The sequence below is a fragment of the Dyella monticola genome (assembly GCF_003363155.1).
Taxonomy (GTDB): Bacteria; Pseudomonadota; Gammaproteobacteria; order Xanthomonadales; family Rhodanobacteraceae; genus Dyella_B; species Dyella_B monticola.
The window spans coordinates 26,366-43,808 of record NZ_QRBE01000015.1 but is presented as its reverse complement, the minus strand read 5'-3'; the positions used below and the strand labels follow the sequence as shown (position 1 = coordinate 43,808).

The following is a 17,443-nucleotide window of genomic DNA, read 5'->3' as shown; positions in this document are numbered from 1 at the left end:
ATCATGAGCAGCATCTCATCGGCCATCGGCGCCACGAAAGCGCCCCCCATGTCCGCAAGCAGGCGTCTTCGTTCGATCTTTGGCGGCTCGATCGGCAATTTGGTCGAATGGTATGACTGGTACATCTTCTCGGCCTTCTCGCTGTATTTTGCCCAGGCGTTCTTTCCGGACGGAGACCAGACCACGCAGTTGCTCAACACCGCGGCGGTCTTCGCCGTAGGCTTCGTGATGCGTCCGCTCGGGGGATGGCTGCTGGGCACGTTCGCCGACCGCAGGGGCCGCAAGGCCGCCCTGCTGCTGTCAGTGTTCATGATGAGCCTGGGGTCACTGATCATCGGCCTGACGCCTGGCTACCAAACGATTGGTGTCGCCGCTCCGGTCTTGCTGGTCGTGGCCAGACTGCTGCAAGGACTCTCGATCGGCGGCGAATACGGCACCTCGGCCACGTACCTGAGCGAAATGGCGCCGACCGCGACACGCGGCTTCTGGTCGAGCATCCAATACGTCACGCTCGTCGCCGGCCAGTTGATCGCATTGGCGTTGCTGATGGTGCTGCAACAGCTCGTGCTCACGCCCGCGCAATTGCATGCATGGGGCTGGCGGATCCCGTTCCTGGTCGGTGCGTTGCTGGCCATCGTCGCCGTGCTGATCCGGCGCAGCATGGAGGAAACAGCATCCTTCAAGAAGGCCGCGCATGTTAAAAGCCCCTTGCGCGCCCTGCTGCGGCATCCTCGCGAGGTGTTTACCGTCATCGGCTTGACGATGGGAGGAACGCTCGCGTTCTACACCTACACCACCTACATGCAGAAATATCTGGTGAATTCTGCGGGCATGAGCAAAATGGACGCGACCTCCATTTCCACGGCCGCGCTGTTTGTCTATGCGTTGCTGCAGCCGGTGTTCGGTGCCTTGTCCGATCGCATTGGCCGCCGTCCGTTGCTGATCGGCTTTGGCTTGCTCGGCACGCTGCTTACGTATCCCATTCTTTCCACGCTCGCCGCCGTTCACGACTGGTGGCAGGCATTCGGGCTCGTCATGCTGGCGCTAGTGGTGGTGAGCGGCTACACGTCAATCAACGCCGTGGTGAAGGCCGAATTGTTCCCGGCGGAGATCCGCGCCATCGGAGTGGGTCTTCCTTACGCGCTGACGTTGTCGGTATTTGGCGGCACGGCCGAATTCCTCGCGTTATGGTTCAAGAAGATCGGGCATGAAGATTATTTCTACTGGTACGTAACGGCCTGCATTGCCTGCTCGCTGCTGGTGTACGTAGGCATGCTCGATACGCGTAGGCACTCGCGCATCGTCGAGGATTAAGGCGTGGCTGGGCCCGTATGCTGATCCCGCTGGTGACCATGCGGCGCCTCGCCAAACTCTTAGTCTGCATCGTGCTGTCGGCTTGCATCGCGTCGTCGTCATGGCTTGCCTACCGCCTTGTGTTGCGTCGGGCGCTGCTCGACCAATCGCGCGCAAACATCCAGCAATTGCAATTGCATTCACTGGCCTTGCAGCGGCTGATCGATCGATACCGTGTACTGCCTCGCATGCTGGCGCTCGATCCGCAATTGCGTGCTGCACTGGGCAGCAGGCCGGACGACGTCACACGCCGTGCGCTGAATCTGAAGTTGGAAACCGCTGGTACCGCAAGTCACACGTCCACGCTCACCTTGCTGGATCGCAGCGGACTAGCTATTGCAGCCAACAATTGGCGCGGCCCCGGCAGCAATGTTGGCCACCGCTACGACTTCCGGCCTTACTTCCAGCAGGCCCGTGCGACGGGGGCGGGCACCTTCTACGCGGTGGGTGTTTCCACGCATGAGGCAGGCTATTTCATCGCCGAGGCCGTAAAGGACGCGCGAGGCGACACGCTGGGTGTCATTTCAGCCAAGGTGCCGCTCGCCGAACTGACCCGTGAGTGGTTGCGCAGCCGAAATACGATCCTGCTTAGCGACAAGACGGGCGTGGTTTTTTTGAGCAGCGATTCTCGCTGGGCTTATCGCGTACTGAATCCTCTACGTGCAGCCGACCTTGCACGGTTGGCCGCTACCCGGCAATACGAGGGCCAGCGACTCGAACCCGTGCGTTATCGCACCTGGGAAACATTGGAAGACGGCAGCTCGCTGGTGCGCACGGACTCACCGGCAATGACCGACACTCCGTTGTGGACCTCACTGCAAGTACCTGTGGAAGATTGGACGTTGCACCTGCTAAGCAGCACGCAGCGCAGCCTCGCGGCCGCACGAGTGGCCGCGGCCTTGGCTGCGCTTATGTGGGTTCCGCTGGTTTTGCTCGGCCTGTTCCTGCGTCAGCGCCACCGTCTGATCCAAAACCGCCTGCATAGTCGTGCCGAACTGGAGCGGCTGGTAACGCATTACGCAAGCGAGCTGCGCTCAGCACAGGACGGTCTCCTGCTGGCCGCGCAGGACGCATCAAATCAGAACGCCAGCCTGGAGCACCTGCCGCAAGGCGTGAGCGTGGTCGATGGCGATCTACGCATCGTGGCCTGGAATAGCCGCTACGTGGACCTGTTCAAATTCCCGGCGGGTCTGATCCAGGTGGGCTGCCCGATTGAAGACGTTCTGCGCTACAACGCATCACGCGGCTTGCTCGGCTCCGACGCCGTCGACACGGCGATACACCGGCGCCTGGACTATATGCGCAATGGATCGGCCTATACCTTCGAGCGCGAGCGTCCTGACGGCAGCGTGCTTGAGATTCGCGGCAATCCGCTGCCGGACGGCGGATTCGTCACCAGCTATACCGACATCACCGCCTACAAGGCGGCTGCACGCGACTTACGCAATCTGGCCACTACGTTGGAACAACGCGTCGAGGAGCGTACGCGCGATCTTGAGGCGGCCAAAGCCGAAGCCGAACACGCCAATCGCAACAAAACCCATTTTACGGCCGCGGCCGTGCACGATCTGCTGCAGCCGCTCAATGCCGCCAGACTGTACGCGGGTGCATTGCGCGAAATGCTATCCCAATCCGAAGCACGCGAACTGGTCGACCGGGTGGAGAACGCGCTGGACACCCAGGACCAGTTGTTGGCCAGCTTGCTCGATGTCGCGCGTCTGGAAGCTGGCGCATTGCGGCCCCGGGTCGCCAATGTGCAGCTTGAGCCCTTGCTTACCGGACTGGCCCGCCAGTTCAGCATCCTTGCACAGGCGCGCGGCCTGCATCTGCACTATGTCCCCACGCGGGCAGTGGTGCAAAGCGATTCGCTTCTGCTGCGTCGTCTGCTGCAAAATTTTCTATCCAACGCAATTCACTACACGCCGCATGGTCGGGTACTGCTGGGCTGTCGCCGTTGCGCAGATACGCTGCGCATCGAAGTATGGGATACCGGCGTAGGCATCCCACCCACCAAACAGCAGACGATCTTTGAAGAATTCCGCAGACTCAACACAGGCCTTGAGCAGAGCGGGCGCAGTGTCGGTCTGGGCCTTTCTATCGTCGATCGCATCGCACGATTGCTTGGTCACTCCGTGGGCTTGCGCTCCTGGCCCGGTCAGGGCAGCGTATTTTCCGTCACCGTGCCATGGCTCAGCGATGCTCCCGATGCAGATGTGCCGTCTCCCTGCATCACGACAAACGAGGAGGATCCCGTTCTGCATGGTCGGCGCGTGTGGTGCATTGACGATAGCGACCAGGCGCTGCAGGCCATTGATGCGTTGCTACGCCGCTGGGGTTGTCAGCCCACGCTCATCAATGACCCGCATCAGTGCCTGTACATGGCGCGACGGAACCCGGCGCCGGAGCTGCTGTTGCTCGACTACCACCTGGGCGCCGAAACAGGCATGGATTTGCTGGGCCGCCTGACTCAGTATTGGACACAACGTCCCGCGACCATCGTGTTGACCGCACAAAAAGATGCAAGCATCCGTGCACACGTACGAGCCGAAGGCTTGCACTTGCTCGCAAAGCCGGTGGCTCCCGCCTCATTGCGCGCACTGATGTCGCAGCTTTTGCTGGCGGCCATGCTTGAGCGCGAAGGATCGCGCGATGAGAGCAATCAGTGAGTACGCCCCTGATTGCCCAAGCGCTGCTTGCCTCGAACGTTCAGGCTTGGCCGGAATCCGTTGCAAGCGACTGGCCGATGAGCGCCGCTTGCGTGCGTGAACGGCAACGGAGCTTGCGCAGCACCGCCGCTACGTGAATCTTGACGGTGTTATCGGCAATTCCCAATCGCTCAGCGATCTGCTTATTGGGCAGCCCTTCGGTCAACAACATCAGCACGCCCAGTTGCTGAGGCGTAAGCAGCGCAAGCCTGGCCGCCAATGCCAGATCGTGCGCATCGCCGTGGACCTTGTCGGCCACGAACCAACTTCCCCCGTCCAGCACGCGCAGTATGGCGTCCCTGAAAATATCCATCGGCGATGACTTGGATAGGAAGCCGATGGCGCCGAACTGCCTGGCGTGCCAGACGGTGGGGGGGCGATCATCTGCAGAAATCACCAGTACCGGGATGTGCGGATGCTCTTTACGCAGCAATACCAGGGAAGAAAACCCCAAGGTATCGGGCATCGTGAGGTCCAGCAGCACAAGATCGATCGCCGGCTCCATGGCCAACGCGCGCAAGACGGCGCGCTGACTGGCGGCTTCAACGATTTTCACGTTTGCCAGCGTCGCGCGTAAGTTGTGCGATAACGCCGCGCGAAACATGGGATGGTCGTCGGCGACCAGCAGCGTGTAGGCGGCAGCGTCTGCAGCACACCGCGCTGCTTCATGGGATGTCGAAAACGTGGGGGCCTTGTTATCCATAACCCAAGGAATTTCCTCGTCGGCACGTTCCTTTCACGGATGCCGGCGGGTGGCCCGTGCTGTTGCTTTCAAGGAAAAACCGCGAGGATGGGCGTGCCGGGCAATCGCCGTTGCCCTACCAAAGGATAGGGATATCGGTAGCCATGGTTACTTGGGCTCACGCACCTTGTCAACGCAGTACATGCCTGCATGGATCACTTGCGACCAGGCACTAGCATGCACAATCGTGAAAGAAAATCAGGCTATGTATTGAATGCAAGTCATCGCATAGACATTTATCCAGTAGGCCAGAGCGTGTTGATGAGGATCTGTGCATTGGAAGCGATCGTGCCGACGTTCTGCGCGCGCATGCTCATGTCCATCAGGGCGTTTGCGGCCTGGGAATATCCGCTTTCTTTAAGCGATTGGGCCACGGCGCGCCCGAAACCAGACATCGATTCGCCAAGCCCATAGATCACGCCGGCCCCGTAGCTGGCGATATTACGAGCGTTGCGCTGTTCAAGCGCTTCGCTGAGCCCCTGCGCGTTACGCTGCAGGTTCTGTATGCCGCGCAGAGCGCTACCGGAATTGAGCAGAAGCGCACCGAGCTTTGTGACGAAAGCATGCGGATTGCCGGTAAGCGCACTCCAGGCATTCGTAGTGATGCCTGCGTTGCTGAGGATCGAGCTCACGGCGAAAGCAAGGTCGCGCTGCTTCTGGTAAGGCGTTTTCTGTGGATCGCTCAAGGTGGTGAGGGCCGTGTCGACGTCTCTCAAGGATCGGCCGAGCCCCGCCAATGGGCTTCCGCCAAGCTGAAAATACCGTGCGGCCTGTCGCAGCTGCTTGCCTATTTGATCCTGGCGACGGCTCATGGCGAGGTCCGCACAAGCCGCCATCGTGCTGCTCGCGGCGGCCATCAGATTGCCGCCCGCACTCATGAAGTAATGCAATCCGAGCAGCGAACGACCGTTACGCGAATTTTTGACGGCGGCGGTGAGATGTACCGATGCCGTCTTCAGCGCCACGTTCGCCGATTGAAATTTGGATTTCGCACTGTTTCTCAAGCCGCTTGCCTGGCTTTGGAAGGCGCGCACATCATGGCGGCTGCCCAAGCCCGTCACTGAGCCAGTCGCGACACCGGATTGCCTGGGCAGGCGGCTATTGCCCGACGCGGAAGGTATGGATTCGTCCGCCACATGTGCAGGCCAAGGCACCGTCCCATGAGTCACGGCGCTGGGCCTTGGCGCAGGATGCACCTGCACGGCGTGGCTGGGATAACGGCTGGCCCGCTCGGGGGGCTGGGTCATGAACGGGCTCGACAGTTCATTCGACTTGACGATATCCATGTGCACGCGCTCCTTGATGTAAGTGCAGCTGGCAATCAACGGCTGAGGTTGGATGGTTCTGTCACCTGAAGTGGTCCGTGGTGTTGCAAATAAAACGCCATCAGAGTGAAGGCGTCATCGTCCAGGCTCAGCGAAAACAGTGTGTCGGTCGCTTACCACCCATGTGGGGTTGTGCAACCGGTATTGCGCCGGCCAAAAAACCTTGCGCCGTCACGCACCTGTTTTTTCGTGCTCTTTTGCCCATCCTTGTTTTCTCAGGTTTTCGCCCCTCCAACGCCCAAAATACGCTCCCAGTACATGATGGCTGTGGCGGCGGCTACGGCCATGGCAGTGGTGGTCGCATAGATGTTGCGCCGGCGCCCGTGCTCGCCCAGGCGATGAAGCTTGTCATCCACGGCCTTTTTGATTTCTTCGTTCAAGGTTTTCTGGCGGGCGCTATGTTCATTGCGCAGAGTGGCCATGCTTATGGGGCGGTTGTTCGACAGTTGCGCAAGCTCAGCTTCGAAATCGGCTTTTTTTTGTTCGATCTCTTTTATGTTCTTTACATCTTTCCCGTTTTTTCCAAATCGCATCCTTTTCCATTGAAACTGGCTTTTACTTAGATAATCCATGCCTTGCGTGCTTAGGCTAAACACGCCGTTTTCTCTGGCGTGGCGCATGACCTGGACCGCGTCCCGCTGTATTTTTTGAACGCGTTTGTAACCGTCATAAACCTCCATCACATGATCCTTGCGCTCCCCGCTGTGGATCATGTTCGCGAGCGCCTGGGTGTGCCGATCCACCAGCGCCTGATAAGTGTCATCCTGTGTTTTCCAGGTAAGGTATTTTTGAACCGCCGCCCGGTCCTCCCCATCAGGCATATCTTCGATACGTGCAGAGAGCTGGTCGGCATCGAGCCCTTGCAATGCCAGCGGCAAAGGAGGCCTGTCTTTGAGGAAGGGCGGAATCTTGAAATCGAGCCCTTCACGTATAAGCAGTTGTCGCGACTCGTCGAGGGTTAAGGTGTGAGTGCTCGTTGCGGGCGCTCCAGGCGATTCACCTACAGAGGATTCGCCCGAAGTATGCGTCTGCGTCGCCGCATTATTTTGGTCTGCGGTACCCGCCGTGCTTGGATGAGCTTCAGGACGGATCCTGGGCGGCGGCATGGGCGCCTTTGAATCGGGTGCGGGAAGACGCGCGAGTATTCCGGTGGGCCTTCCCGTTGCCGGAGACGTCGGAAAGCCAGCTGTTTCCGGTGGCACCACCGACGATGGAGAAATCGCCGTGGAGCCCCCCTCTTCACCGCTTTCCCCCCTTTTGGTGAAGTGGGCCGTAGGCTCTGGATGAGTTTCGGTATGAATGTTGATGTTGAACATGGAAAGTACTCCTGTCGAAAAGAAGGAACGCGTACTCGATGAACAGCATCGGCCGTGCCGCACAGGCAGCGGTGTTAGATAGCTATGCCGATTTCTATGGATGGCTAATCATCGCCATCGACAAGAGGGGAGGGCCGTTATCCTCGGGGCAATCCGTGGCGCGGCTCGCTCGTTCCCATGGTCTTGGATGTCAACGGCGCGCCCGCCGCAGCCAATGCATCACGCTGCTGTGCCGGTGGCAAGCGCAGCATGCTGTCTTCCAGCTGTGCGAGTTTCTGGAACGCAGGCAGCGCTTGCATATGCGCGACGAACGCAGCGGTACGCGGCCAACGTTCGGCGTCGACGGCATAACGCACGAAAGAGGCCGTGCGGAAGTAGCAAGCGACGCTGATGTCGGCGATGGAGATGTCGCCGAAAATAAAGCCGTCCCCCGGCAGTTGCGTTTCCAGATAGTCCAGTGCAGCGGGGATATCTACCTCACGCGCCCGCTGCACGACGGCTTCGTCGGCAGTTTCCTGAAAAATATGACGGCGCACCGCGAGTTGATAGAACAGTCGCCATACCAGGCTGTCCGCCAGATACGTATCGGCATATTCCTCCAACCAGCGTGCCCTCGCGCGTTGGGCGATATCGGCCGGATAGAGCGCGGGCGTGGGGTGTTTGTCTTCCAGGTACTGGCAGATCACGGAGGAATCGTTGAGCACCAGCGCGCCGTCGATCAGTACAGGTATGCGGCGCAGGGGGCTCAGCCGGCTGAATTCGTCGTTGCCGATGAAGGGCGGCATCGGATCGACCTCATAGTCCAGCCCTTTGAGTTCCAGGCAGATCAGTACCTTGCGCACGTATGGGGAAAGGTAATTGCCGATGACGGTGTAGCGCTGCGACATGGTCTGGCTCCAATCGGGCGGCAGTGCGATCAGGATTTGTGCAGATGCACACGATAAGGCGTTCGTTACCGCCTGGACAGTCCTAAGGACCTTTGGCAGGGGTGGTGCACGACGGCGGGCATTACGATGAAAGGTCGTGACAAGATGGGGACGGTTCCAGGGATACTCCGACTCACACCGCGCAGGCGTCACCGGCGCCACCTGCGTGGTATGAATCAGAGCATCCCTACCGCGGCTATTCGTTTTCATTGGGAGTAAACATGCGTTCGATAAATCGCACGTCGCGCCTCTATGGCGCATTGGTGTGTGGGTTACTGGCATGGGCTTCGGCCCCAGGCAGCGCCATGGCGCAAGGCCATACGCTCACTGCGCAGGATTATGCGCAGGCCGAGCGCTATATGCCGTACAACACGATGCCACTGGTGGATCACATGGTGCGCACCGTGCATTGGCTGGACGGCACGCACTTCTGGTACGTCGACCACGATGCCAGCGGCGACCATTACCTGCGTATGGATGCCAGCAACGGCAAGGCTGCGCCCTTGCTCGATCAGACGAAACTCGCCGCGGCGCTGGTCAAGGCCGGCAAGAAAGACATCAAGGCCAGCAAGCTGGGTATCACCGATTACCGTGTCGCGCCGGATGGACGCGATGACGTTGAAATCGGCGGCAAGGAGTATCTGTGCAACCTTAAAGCTGCCGGCGAGTGCGTGGACAAGAGCACGCTGGTGAAAACCGGCAGCGAGCCCGGTGTGCTATCGCCGGATCGCAAGCAGGAAGCCTTCATCCGTAACTGGAACCTGTGGGTGCGCGATGTCGCCACCGGCAAGGAAACCCAATTGACCACCGATGGCGTGGAGAATTTCGGCTACGCCACCGACAACGCCGGCTGGAAGCACACCGATAACGCCATCCTGGAATGGTCGCCCGATTCCAAGCAGATCGCGACGTTCCAGCAGGATCAGCGTAAAGACGGCGACATGTATACGGTCACCACCAGGGTGGGTCATCCCCAATTGCAGGCGTGGAAATATCCGCTGCCGGGTGATGAACACATCACGATGATCGAGCGCGTGATCATCGACGTACCGACGCACACCGTGGTGCGCCTGAAGATGCCGGCGGATCAGCACCGTTCCACGCTGTGCGACGACGTCAGCTGCGGCGAGCATGGCGGCTGGGATGACGTGAAGTGGGCGCCGGACGGCAAGACCGTAGCCTTCGTATCCACTTCGCGCGATCACAAGCACGAAACCTTCCGCATCGCCGATGCGAAAACCGGCGAAGTGCGCACGGTCTTCCATGAAGACGTACCCACCTATTACGAAAGCGGCAATGGGGCGGTGGACTGGCGTTATCTGCCTGATACGCATGAAGCCATCTGGTTCAGCGAGCGCAACAATTGGGGCAATCTGTACCTCTATAACCTTGCCAACGGTCAGCTCGAACACCCCATCACCACTGGCGACGGCAACGTCACCGAAGTGCTGAAGGTGGATGCCAAGACGCGTACGGTGTGGTTCCGTGGTGTGGGACGCACACCGGGCGTGCAGCCGTACTACCAGCAATTCTGGAAGGTAAGCCTGGATGGCGGCGCCCCTGTATTGCTGACGCCTGAGGCGGCCGATCACGAGATCACGATGTCCGACGATGGCAAGTATTTCGTCGACAGCTATTCCACCACGACCCATCCGCCCGTCACCGTGCTGCGCGATGCGAACGACGGGCATATCGTCACCACCATCGCCACGACCGACATCACGCGCCTGCGCGCTACCGGCTGGCAGCCGCCGGAGCAGATTGTCGTGAAGGCACGCGATGGCAAGACGGATCTCTATGGGGTGATGTTCAAGCCGACGCATTTCGATCCGAACAAGAAATATCCCATCGTCGACTACATCTATCCCGGCCCGCAGACCGGTTCGGTGTTTACCTTTGGGTTCACGCCGTCCGATTACGACGATCAGTCGCTGGCGGAACTCGGCTTTATCGTGGTGGCCATCGACGGCATGGGCACGCCGTGGCGTTCCAAGTCGTTCCACGATGTGTGGTACGGCAAGATGGGCGACAACACGTTGCCTGACCAGGTCACAGCCATCAAGCAGCTTGGTCAGCGTTATGCGTGGATCGATCTGGATCGCGTGGGTATCTGGGGACACTCCGGCGGCGGCAATGCCACGGCCGATGCGTTGTTCGCCTATCCGGACTTCTTCAAGGTCGGCTGGGCTGAAAGCGGCAACCACGACAACCGCGAATACGAAGACGATTGGGGCGAGAAGTGGCAGGGCCTGCTGGTCACCCGCAAGGATGGCACCACCAATTACGACAACCAGGCCAACGAGCTCATCGCCAAGAATCTCCAAGGCAAGTTGATGCTCGTGCACGGGTCGATCGACGACAACGTGCCGCCGTATAGCACGCTCCTGGTGGTCGATGCACTGATCAAGGCGAACAAGAACTTCGATATGTTGTTCCTGCCCAACCAGCACCACGGATACGGGCCGGATACGCCATACATCACGCGCCGTCGCTGGGATTACTTCGTGCAATACCTCGCCGGTGATACGCCGCCGAAGGAATACGCGCTCAAGCCATGGCCGTGGCGCTGAGGTAAATGCGGTTGGGCAGCGGCTATCGCGTTGCCCACCTCGCGAAAGACGGCTCCCTCCCCTACGTGTAGCAGGGGAGGGAGCCGCCTCTGGCGGAATTATTGACTGCGCACTGCCACAACGGGTGGTACAGCGGCAGCGCGCAAGGCGGGGCCGATCACTGCAATCTGCCCCAGCAGGCATAGCGCCAGCGCGCCGATCGCCAGATACATCACAGGCAACCGTGTTTGCTCGTAATACTGCATCAACAGCGCATTCAACCCATACGCAAGCAAACAGCCAAGCAGTACACCGGTAGCCACGATTACCAGGTTTTCGAGCTGGAAGTAGCGCAGGATATCGCCCCGTGTCGCGCCGACCGCGCGCCGGATGCCGATGGAACGCCTGCGTTGTTGCACCCAGAAACTCGCCAGACCCGCAATGCCCAGCGCCGTGACGATCAGCAGGCCCATTGCCGCCGCGATCAGCAGTGCGATCATGGTCCGGTCACGATGAAAGAAATCGGCACGCAGTTGCGTGAAGGTTTGCACGTGTCTAAGGATGCGGTTGGCGTGAATGCGCACGAGCACATCCGCCGCGTGCTTCAATACTCGCTCGCGTTCCGCTGGCGTCGTGTGCAGCACGTACGTCACATCGTTCGCATCCGGCAGCATCGGTAGCACCGTGGCGTAGTCGTTCTCACTCGCCTCATGCAAGCGCGGGCGTTGCAGGTGATCGATCACCCCGACCACGCGCACCGGCTTTTCATCCGGATAGATCGCCTTGCCGAGCGGGTTCTGGCCCGGGAAAAGCTTATCCGCCAAGGCGCGCGTAATGATGGTGACGGGCACTTGGTCAATGCCGTTCCAATCGTGCGCGGTGCCTTCGGGTACGTATTCGTCCGGTAGAAAGTCGCGTCCTTCGATCACATGTAGACCCAAAGTGCCCACTTCGCCCGGTGTACCGTTGAAGGCGGTGGCGGTGGCAGGGGTGGCGCCGTCCCGCTCCAACGCAATGCCGTTGCTCCAGTCGTGGTGATCGAAAGGCAACGCGTCGACGGCGACGGCAGAGGTCACGCCGGGGATCGCACGTAAGGCCGCCAGATCAGTGTCGTGGCGAACCAGCGGCTGCGCGTCCTGATCGAGGTCGGTGCTTTCGAGCATGACGAGATCGCTTTCCGCCACGCCACTGGGCTGACGCAATTGCTCAACGTGATCGACGATCATAAAGGCGACGTTGCACACGATGGCGCAGGTCAAGCTGACTTGCAGCGCCAACAGCACGGCGGTGAGTTTGTGGCGGGTAAGACTGGCGATGATGGGTCGCAGGAGCATGATGCGCCTCACTGGTTTTTTAGCTGGAGGGCAGGTGCGACGTTGCAGGCGCGCCACGCCGGCACGAGGCCGGCGCACAGGCCGGCGATCATCGCCAGAACGAAAGTGCCCAACAACATCGCGCTATTCATTTGCGCCAGATGCGCGTAGCCATCCGGCCGCTGGCGCACGCTCCACAAGCCAAGCTCGGCCATCGCCAGGCCGAGCAAGCCGCCGGCCAGTCCGATCGTCCCGGCTTCCACGCCCAGCTGTAGAAATACATCGCGCCGCCGCGCGCCCAGTGCGCGCCGAACACTGATCTCGCCACTGCGCCGCAGAAATTTGGCAAGCAGCAAACCGACGATATTGAGCAGGCAAACGCCGAGAAAGCCCAGCGCGAGCCAGAGCTGCAAGCGAAGATCGCCAGGAACGACCTGCTGATTGCTCAGCCAATCCATCAGCCCATACACCTGCGCATCGACCGGACGCGGAAAGCGGCCATGCGCCTGCTGGTCACGCCAATAGTCGGCGAGAACATTGCGATAGGTGCGCACCTTCGCGGCACTGTCCAGTTCCACCCAGAATTGCAACCATGTGCAGTGATCGCTCAAGCGCGCATCGCCGCCGTTGTCCCAGCACGACATGCGGCCACTGAAATCGAAATTCAGTTCCACCGCCGTTTCCAGCGGTATGAAGAATTGATCCGTGCTGCCGAAGGCGGCATTGTCGATCTGCGCATAGAACGTGGGTTGTGGTTGCCAGTTGTCAAGCACGCCGATGACGCGGAAGTCCGTGTTCTTCAGTCGTACGATGCGCCCGATGCTCGGCGCGTTTCCGAACAGCTTGCGGTTCAGTTCAGTGTTCAGCACCACCACGCGTGCATGATTCGTGTCGTCCTGTGCGCTCCAGCCGCTGCCCGCACGAAACGGCGTGCCGAACATCGGAAAGAAATCGGCGGTAACGTAATGGCCCGACTCGAAGAACGGCCGTAATGAATCGTGTGCAGGACGAACGGGAAGGGTGCCGCTGCTCATCGCCGCCTGGCGATCGGCATGCGCTGCATGCAATAGATACATGGCGTCCGTCCAAGTCATCGAGCCGTCCACCACCGTGTCTTTGGACGTGGTATGGCTGATCGGGTGCGGATCGATCACGGGTACGTACAGGTGCGCGCTGCGCCCGGGCAGTGGGTCGCCGGACATCACATGCAGCACGGTGATCATCGTCATGCTGGCGCCGATGCCCAGTCCGATGGCGATGATCATCAGCGCGGTGATGGTCTTGCTGCGCTTGAAGCTGTAGAGGGCGAGCAGGCAGTAGTGGCCGAGCATGATGGATGTCCCTTCTCTCTCAACTCGCGGAGTCGTCATTCCGGCGAAGGCCGGAATCCATGTTTCGCAGGTGCGCTGGATTCCATCCTTCGCCGGCATGACGCTGAGGAAAAAACGAAGCTTTACGTTGCATGTAGAGTGATCCCGGAAATATCGCTGATATCCCCCGCTTGTGCCCAACGACAGACGACAGCGCTCCCATCCACCCAGGTACATGGGTGGTGCATGTTTGAAAAAACGTGCCTGCTTAAGCCGCCAGCGATGCGTTACGGGTTGGCGGGTTTCGCCAATCCCTTGGCGATGGCGTCATTCAACAATTTGTCCATCTGTCGATCGAACTCTTGTGAGCGTAACTGTTGCTGCGCGGATATTTCCGCATCGCGTTGCGAACGTTCGGCTGCACGTTTGGACAAGGTGGCCGCGGCCTGATTGATCGACGCGGTTTCGCGCTGGATTTCGGCTTCTTCTCGCTGAATGCCGCGGAGCTGGCCATTGAGGCTTGCTTCGTTTTCGGCGTTCTCCAGCGATGTCGTTGCGGCACGCAATGCCTGACGCTGTGCATCGATGTCGGCGCGACGGCCTTCGACCTCCGACTGCCGGGACGCCAGCTCGGCTTGACGCTCGGCGATGGCCGCCTGCTGGCCGGCCATCGCCGCTTGCTTGCCTGCCACCTCCGCTTGCATCCGCGCCACCTGCACGGCTTGTGCGGAAATATCCTTGGCGCGTTGAATCACATTGGTGTCGCGAACGACATAGGATTTCCCGTTCTGGCGCACCCATAGCACCGGCTGGTTGGATTTGTCCAAACGCTCTGCCTGTGCCAGGTCGGCGTCGCTGCCATGGATCACCACCGTATCGCCATCCAATAGGGCAAAACCGCGATCGGCATGAGCCTCGGTGTCGATATCCACCTGATGCGCGTGGAAACCGATATCGGGCGCCGCAGGTGGTGCGGGCGGCATCGGTGCGGCAGGCGCCGGAGGCGGCAGCGGTGGCACGGACGCGGTGAGCGGCATGGCCGCTGAAGGTGGCAGCGGTGCCGCTGGCGGAGCCGGTGGCGTGTTCACCGAGGTAGCGTCGCGCTGCGTCGCGCTCGGCTGTTGTGCGGTGACGCGATAAGGGAGTACACCCACGATGGCAATGACCGCGATGAGCAACCAACTACGCATGCGCGGCGTCGTATCGTCTTGCTGCAACATGATCAATCGCCTTTTCAGATTCAGAAACGTGGACGATGCACCAGCGAGGCTGGCGTGCACGGGATTGACCACGCCAAGACGCACCAGCAGATGGCCGTAGCTTTGCGCAGCGGTACCATGCCGCTGCACCACGTCTGCATCGCAGGCGGCTTCGCGGTACACCGCGTATTCGCGCATGGCCCATTGCACCAGCGGATGGAAGAAGAACAGGCGCTGCGCGATGGCGGGTATCCAGCCTAGCCATAGATCCCCGCGCCGGATATGCGCCAGTTCGTGCGCCATCGCCAGCGACAGCTCATCGGTAGAGAGCGTTTGTTCGCCGGGTAGCAGCACTACCGGGCGCCACAGCCCGGTGACCTGCGGCGACACGATGGCGTGCGAAATGCGCAGCTGCGGCAAGCGGCGCATGCGCAGCGCTCGGGCCTGTCGCGAGCACACGGCAAGCAGGGTGGTGTTCGTTAGCGGCTGCGCGTGGCGCAGCAAGGCAACGCCCTCCAGCCATTGTCGTGCTGCAAGCAGGCCCTGCAGCAACAGCCCGCTCAGCCATGCCATGGCAATGGCGAGCGACCATGACCAGGTAATTTGCGATGCGGGTGCGATGCGTGCGTGATCGGGCGTGATGGCGATCGCCGCGGCACCCGCATGCACATGCGTGTGGACGATCACCTGATCGGCGGCCGCCACGGCAACGAGCCTGGCCGGCGCCAGCCAATGCAACTGCACAGGCGTGTTCATGGTGATGCCCAGGATGAGCTGCGCAGCGACCAGCCACCACAACATGCAACGGATGGCGGGTGAGAGTCGCGGCATCACGCGCATCAGCAGTCCTAGCAAAGCGATCAATGCCACCGCCTGCGCCGACGTCCAGGCCAGACGCGCGAGCAGGGTATCGGCAAGCGTCGTCAGCACGTGCATGTCAGGACTCCTTGCGCCGTGACTGCAATTGCGAAACCAGGGCCTGCAGTTCGGCCAGTTCGCTGTCGCTCACTTCGCCTTTCTCAGACATCCACGCTACGAACGGCGAGAGTGAGCCCGATAATGTCTTTTCCACGAATTGCCCGACGGCGTTGCTCAACGCTTCACTTGGGCCGGTCGCGGTGCTGTATCGATACACGCCACTGACGTGACGTCGCTTCAGATAAGACTTCGCACGCAGGCGTTCCATCATCGTGAGCACAGTGGAGCGCGCCAGCCCGCGTGCTTCGCCGAAATCAGCGGCCACTTCGCCCACGGAGGCGTTCTGGTTTTGGTCCAGGTAATGCAGGAGCGCCAGCTCCTGATCCCCGATGGATGGCTTGGACATGGCGGGAGGACTGCTTGACTACAAGTGTAGTCAAAGGTACCCATGACTACGCCTGTAGTCAATAGGCTTCCCACGCGGGAAAATGAACTGAACGCCACCCGCCATGGCGGCGGGCATAGCACGAAGGTCACCCCTTGAGGTCACACATCCCGCGCATACTTCTTTGCTGCCGGCATCGTGCCGTCACCCCCGCAAACCCGGAGACCCCATGACTCCCCAGGAACAACTCCTTCTCGATGATTTCCTCCAGCGCCTGGCCGCCGTCAACGGCGTTAACAAAGATGCGCAGGCCGATGCATTGATCCACCAGCGGCTGGCCAACCAGGCTGATGCCGTCTACCTGCTGGTGCAGCGTTGTCTGTTGCAGCAGCACGCGCTGGACGCGGCCAAGGCGCAGATCGCGCAGTTGCAAGCGCAACTGACTGGCCAGCAGGGAGGGGGCAGTTTCCTTGGTGGTCAACCGTCCGCATGGGGCGCCAATCCGCCGCCGTTCCCGGCACAGCAACAGGCGCCTGCAGCCGCACCGACATGGCGTGAACGCCTGTTCGGCAGCAGCGCGCCCGCTGCCCCGCAGAGTGGCGGTTCAAGCTTCTTCGCTAGCGCAGCGACCACCGCAGCCGGTGTCGCCGGCGGCATGTTCTTGTTCGATGGCATCGAAAGCCTGCTCGGCGGACATCGCGGCGGCGGGTTTTTCGGTGGTGGCTTCGGCGGTCAGCCGGAGGTGATCGAGAACGTCACGGAAAACAATTACTACGACGACGGCAATAATAATTTGCCGAGCGGCGGCGATCAGGATTTCGCGTCCAACAACGATTTTGATGACGCCAATTTCGATGGCGGCGGATTTGACGACGACAACAGTTGGACCTGAGCGATTATGCGGGCCACTCCCTCCCCTGCGGGCAGGGGAGGGAATCAATCGTGATGACGTGAAATGTCGCCGCTTAAGAAACCAGTTCCTTCATGAAAAACAGCCGGCTGGTCCCGGATGGGTCGCTCGGAATCTCTCCAAATTCGCGCCAGCCATGCTTCTTGTAGAACGACGGCGCTTGGAAGGTATTGGTATACAGCACGCCGTGGTGACAACCACGGCGCACGCCTTCCTCTTCCGCCATCCGCAACAGCTTGCTGCCGAGACCTGTGCCACGCAGCGTTTCAGCAAGAAAGAACATGTCCACGAAAAGCACGCCGCGTGACGTGCGGCCGGTCAGGCCGCCGAGCACCGTGCCGGTTTTGGGGTCTTTTACCAGCAACGCCAGCGCGCGCTGGTCGTCGATGCCGGTGGCGCTGAAATTGAAACGCGAAAGCTGTTCGCGCACGGCCGCCAGATCGGCGGCGTCGGGCGCGTCGGTAACGATGATAAGGGGTTCGCTCATGGATG

The 17,443-nt window shown here is 60.6% G+C and carries 13 protein-coding genes; 4 read left to right on the top strand and 9 right to left on the bottom strand.

Annotated features, from left to right (window positions below):
- Nucleotides 1-3 precede the first annotated feature (3 nt).
- Nucleotides 4-1,314 carry an MFS transporter gene (locus DWU98_RS18895; RefSeq protein ID WP_115497137.1) on the top strand — a complete coding sequence of 437 codons (1,311 nt, stop codon included), beginning with the start codon at nucleotides 4-6 and terminating at the stop codon, nucleotides 1,312-1,314.
- Nucleotides 1,315-1,331: 17 nt separating this feature from the next.
- Nucleotides 1,332-4,019 (top strand): NahK/ErcS family hybrid sensor histidine kinase/response regulator, encoded by a 2,688-nt coding sequence (locus DWU98_RS18890; protein WP_115497136.1) that lies wholly within the window; start codon nucleotides 1,332-1,334, stop codon nucleotides 4,017-4,019.
- A 40-nt stretch (nucleotides 4,020-4,059) separates the two neighbouring features.
- On the opposite strand, the gene DWU98_RS18885 is transcribed toward DWU98_RS18890, so the two are convergent.
- The 4 genes from DWU98_RS18885 to DWU98_RS18870 form a co-directional block, all read right to left on the bottom strand.
- Nucleotides 4,060-4,761, bottom strand: coding sequence for a response regulator (locus DWU98_RS18885; RefSeq protein WP_115497135.1), 702 nt, complete (start codon nucleotides 4,759-4,761; stop codon nucleotides 4,060-4,062).
- 275 nt (nucleotides 4,762-5,036) lie between these two features.
- A complete protein-coding gene (locus tag DWU98_RS18880) occupies nucleotides 5,037-6,086 on the bottom strand; it encodes a hypothetical protein (RefSeq protein ID WP_147293372.1) in 1,050 nt (349 codons plus the stop codon).
- Nucleotides 6,087-6,340: 254 nt separating this feature from the next.
- The gene (locus DWU98_RS18875; protein WP_147293371.1) at nucleotides 6,341-7,441 is read right to left on the bottom strand and encodes a hypothetical protein; all 1,101 of its coding nucleotides are present in this window, start codon (nucleotides 7,439-7,441) and stop codon (nucleotides 6,341-6,343) included.
- Nucleotides 7,442-7,578: 137 nt separating this feature from the next.
- On the bottom strand, nucleotides 7,579-8,328 hold the full coding sequence (locus tag DWU98_RS18870) for a glutathione S-transferase family protein (RefSeq protein WP_115497132.1): 750 nt from the start codon (nucleotides 8,326-8,328) through the stop codon (nucleotides 7,579-7,581).
- A 260-nt stretch (nucleotides 8,329-8,588) separates the two neighbouring features.
- Here DWU98_RS18870 and DWU98_RS18865 point away from each other — a divergent pair, with 260 nt between their 5' ends.
- Complete coding sequence (locus tag DWU98_RS18865; RefSeq protein WP_115497131.1) at nucleotides 8,589-10,937, top strand: S9 family peptidase; 2,349 nt, start codon at nucleotides 8,589-8,591, stop codon at nucleotides 10,935-10,937.
- A 98-nt stretch (nucleotides 10,938-11,035) separates the two neighbouring features.
- Here the strand turns inward: DWU98_RS18865 and DWU98_RS18860 are convergent, their stop codons facing one another.
- The 4 genes from DWU98_RS18860 to DWU98_RS18845 form a co-directional block, all read right to left on the bottom strand.
- Nucleotides 11,036-12,250, bottom strand: coding sequence for an ABC transporter permease (locus tag DWU98_RS18860; protein WP_115497130.1), 1,215 nt, complete (start codon nucleotides 12,248-12,250; stop codon nucleotides 11,036-11,038).
- Between the two features lie 8 nt (nucleotides 12,251-12,258).
- Nucleotides 12,259-13,560 carry an ABC transporter permease gene (locus tag DWU98_RS18855; protein WP_115497129.1) on the bottom strand — a complete coding sequence of 434 codons (1,302 nt, stop codon included), beginning with the start codon at nucleotides 13,558-13,560 and terminating at the stop codon, nucleotides 12,259-12,261.
- A 266-nt stretch (nucleotides 13,561-13,826) separates the two neighbouring features.
- Nucleotides 13,827-15,674, bottom strand: coding sequence for a M56 family metallopeptidase (locus tag DWU98_RS18850; RefSeq protein WP_115497128.1), 1,848 nt, complete (start codon nucleotides 15,672-15,674; stop codon nucleotides 13,827-13,829).
- 1 nt (nucleotide 15,675) lies between these two features.
- Nucleotides 15,676-16,062, bottom strand: coding sequence for a BlaI/MecI/CopY family transcriptional regulator (locus tag DWU98_RS18845; protein ID WP_115497127.1), 387 nt, complete (start codon nucleotides 16,060-16,062; stop codon nucleotides 15,676-15,678).
- A 208-nt stretch (nucleotides 16,063-16,270) separates the two neighbouring features.
- Here DWU98_RS18845 and DWU98_RS18840 point away from each other — a divergent pair, with 208 nt between their 5' ends.
- Nucleotides 16,271-16,933: a DUF2076 domain-containing protein gene (locus DWU98_RS18840; protein WP_115497126.1), complete on the top strand. Its 663-nt coding sequence runs from the start codon at nucleotides 16,271-16,273 to the stop codon at nucleotides 16,931-16,933.
- 73 nt (nucleotides 16,934-17,006) lie between these two features.
- Here the strand turns inward: DWU98_RS18840 and DWU98_RS18835 are convergent, their stop codons facing one another.
- Entirely contained in the window at nucleotides 17,007-17,438 is a 432-nt protein-coding gene (locus DWU98_RS18835; RefSeq protein WP_230474940.1) for a GNAT family N-acetyltransferase, read from the bottom strand.
- Nucleotides 17,439-17,443: the final 5 nt, after the last annotated feature.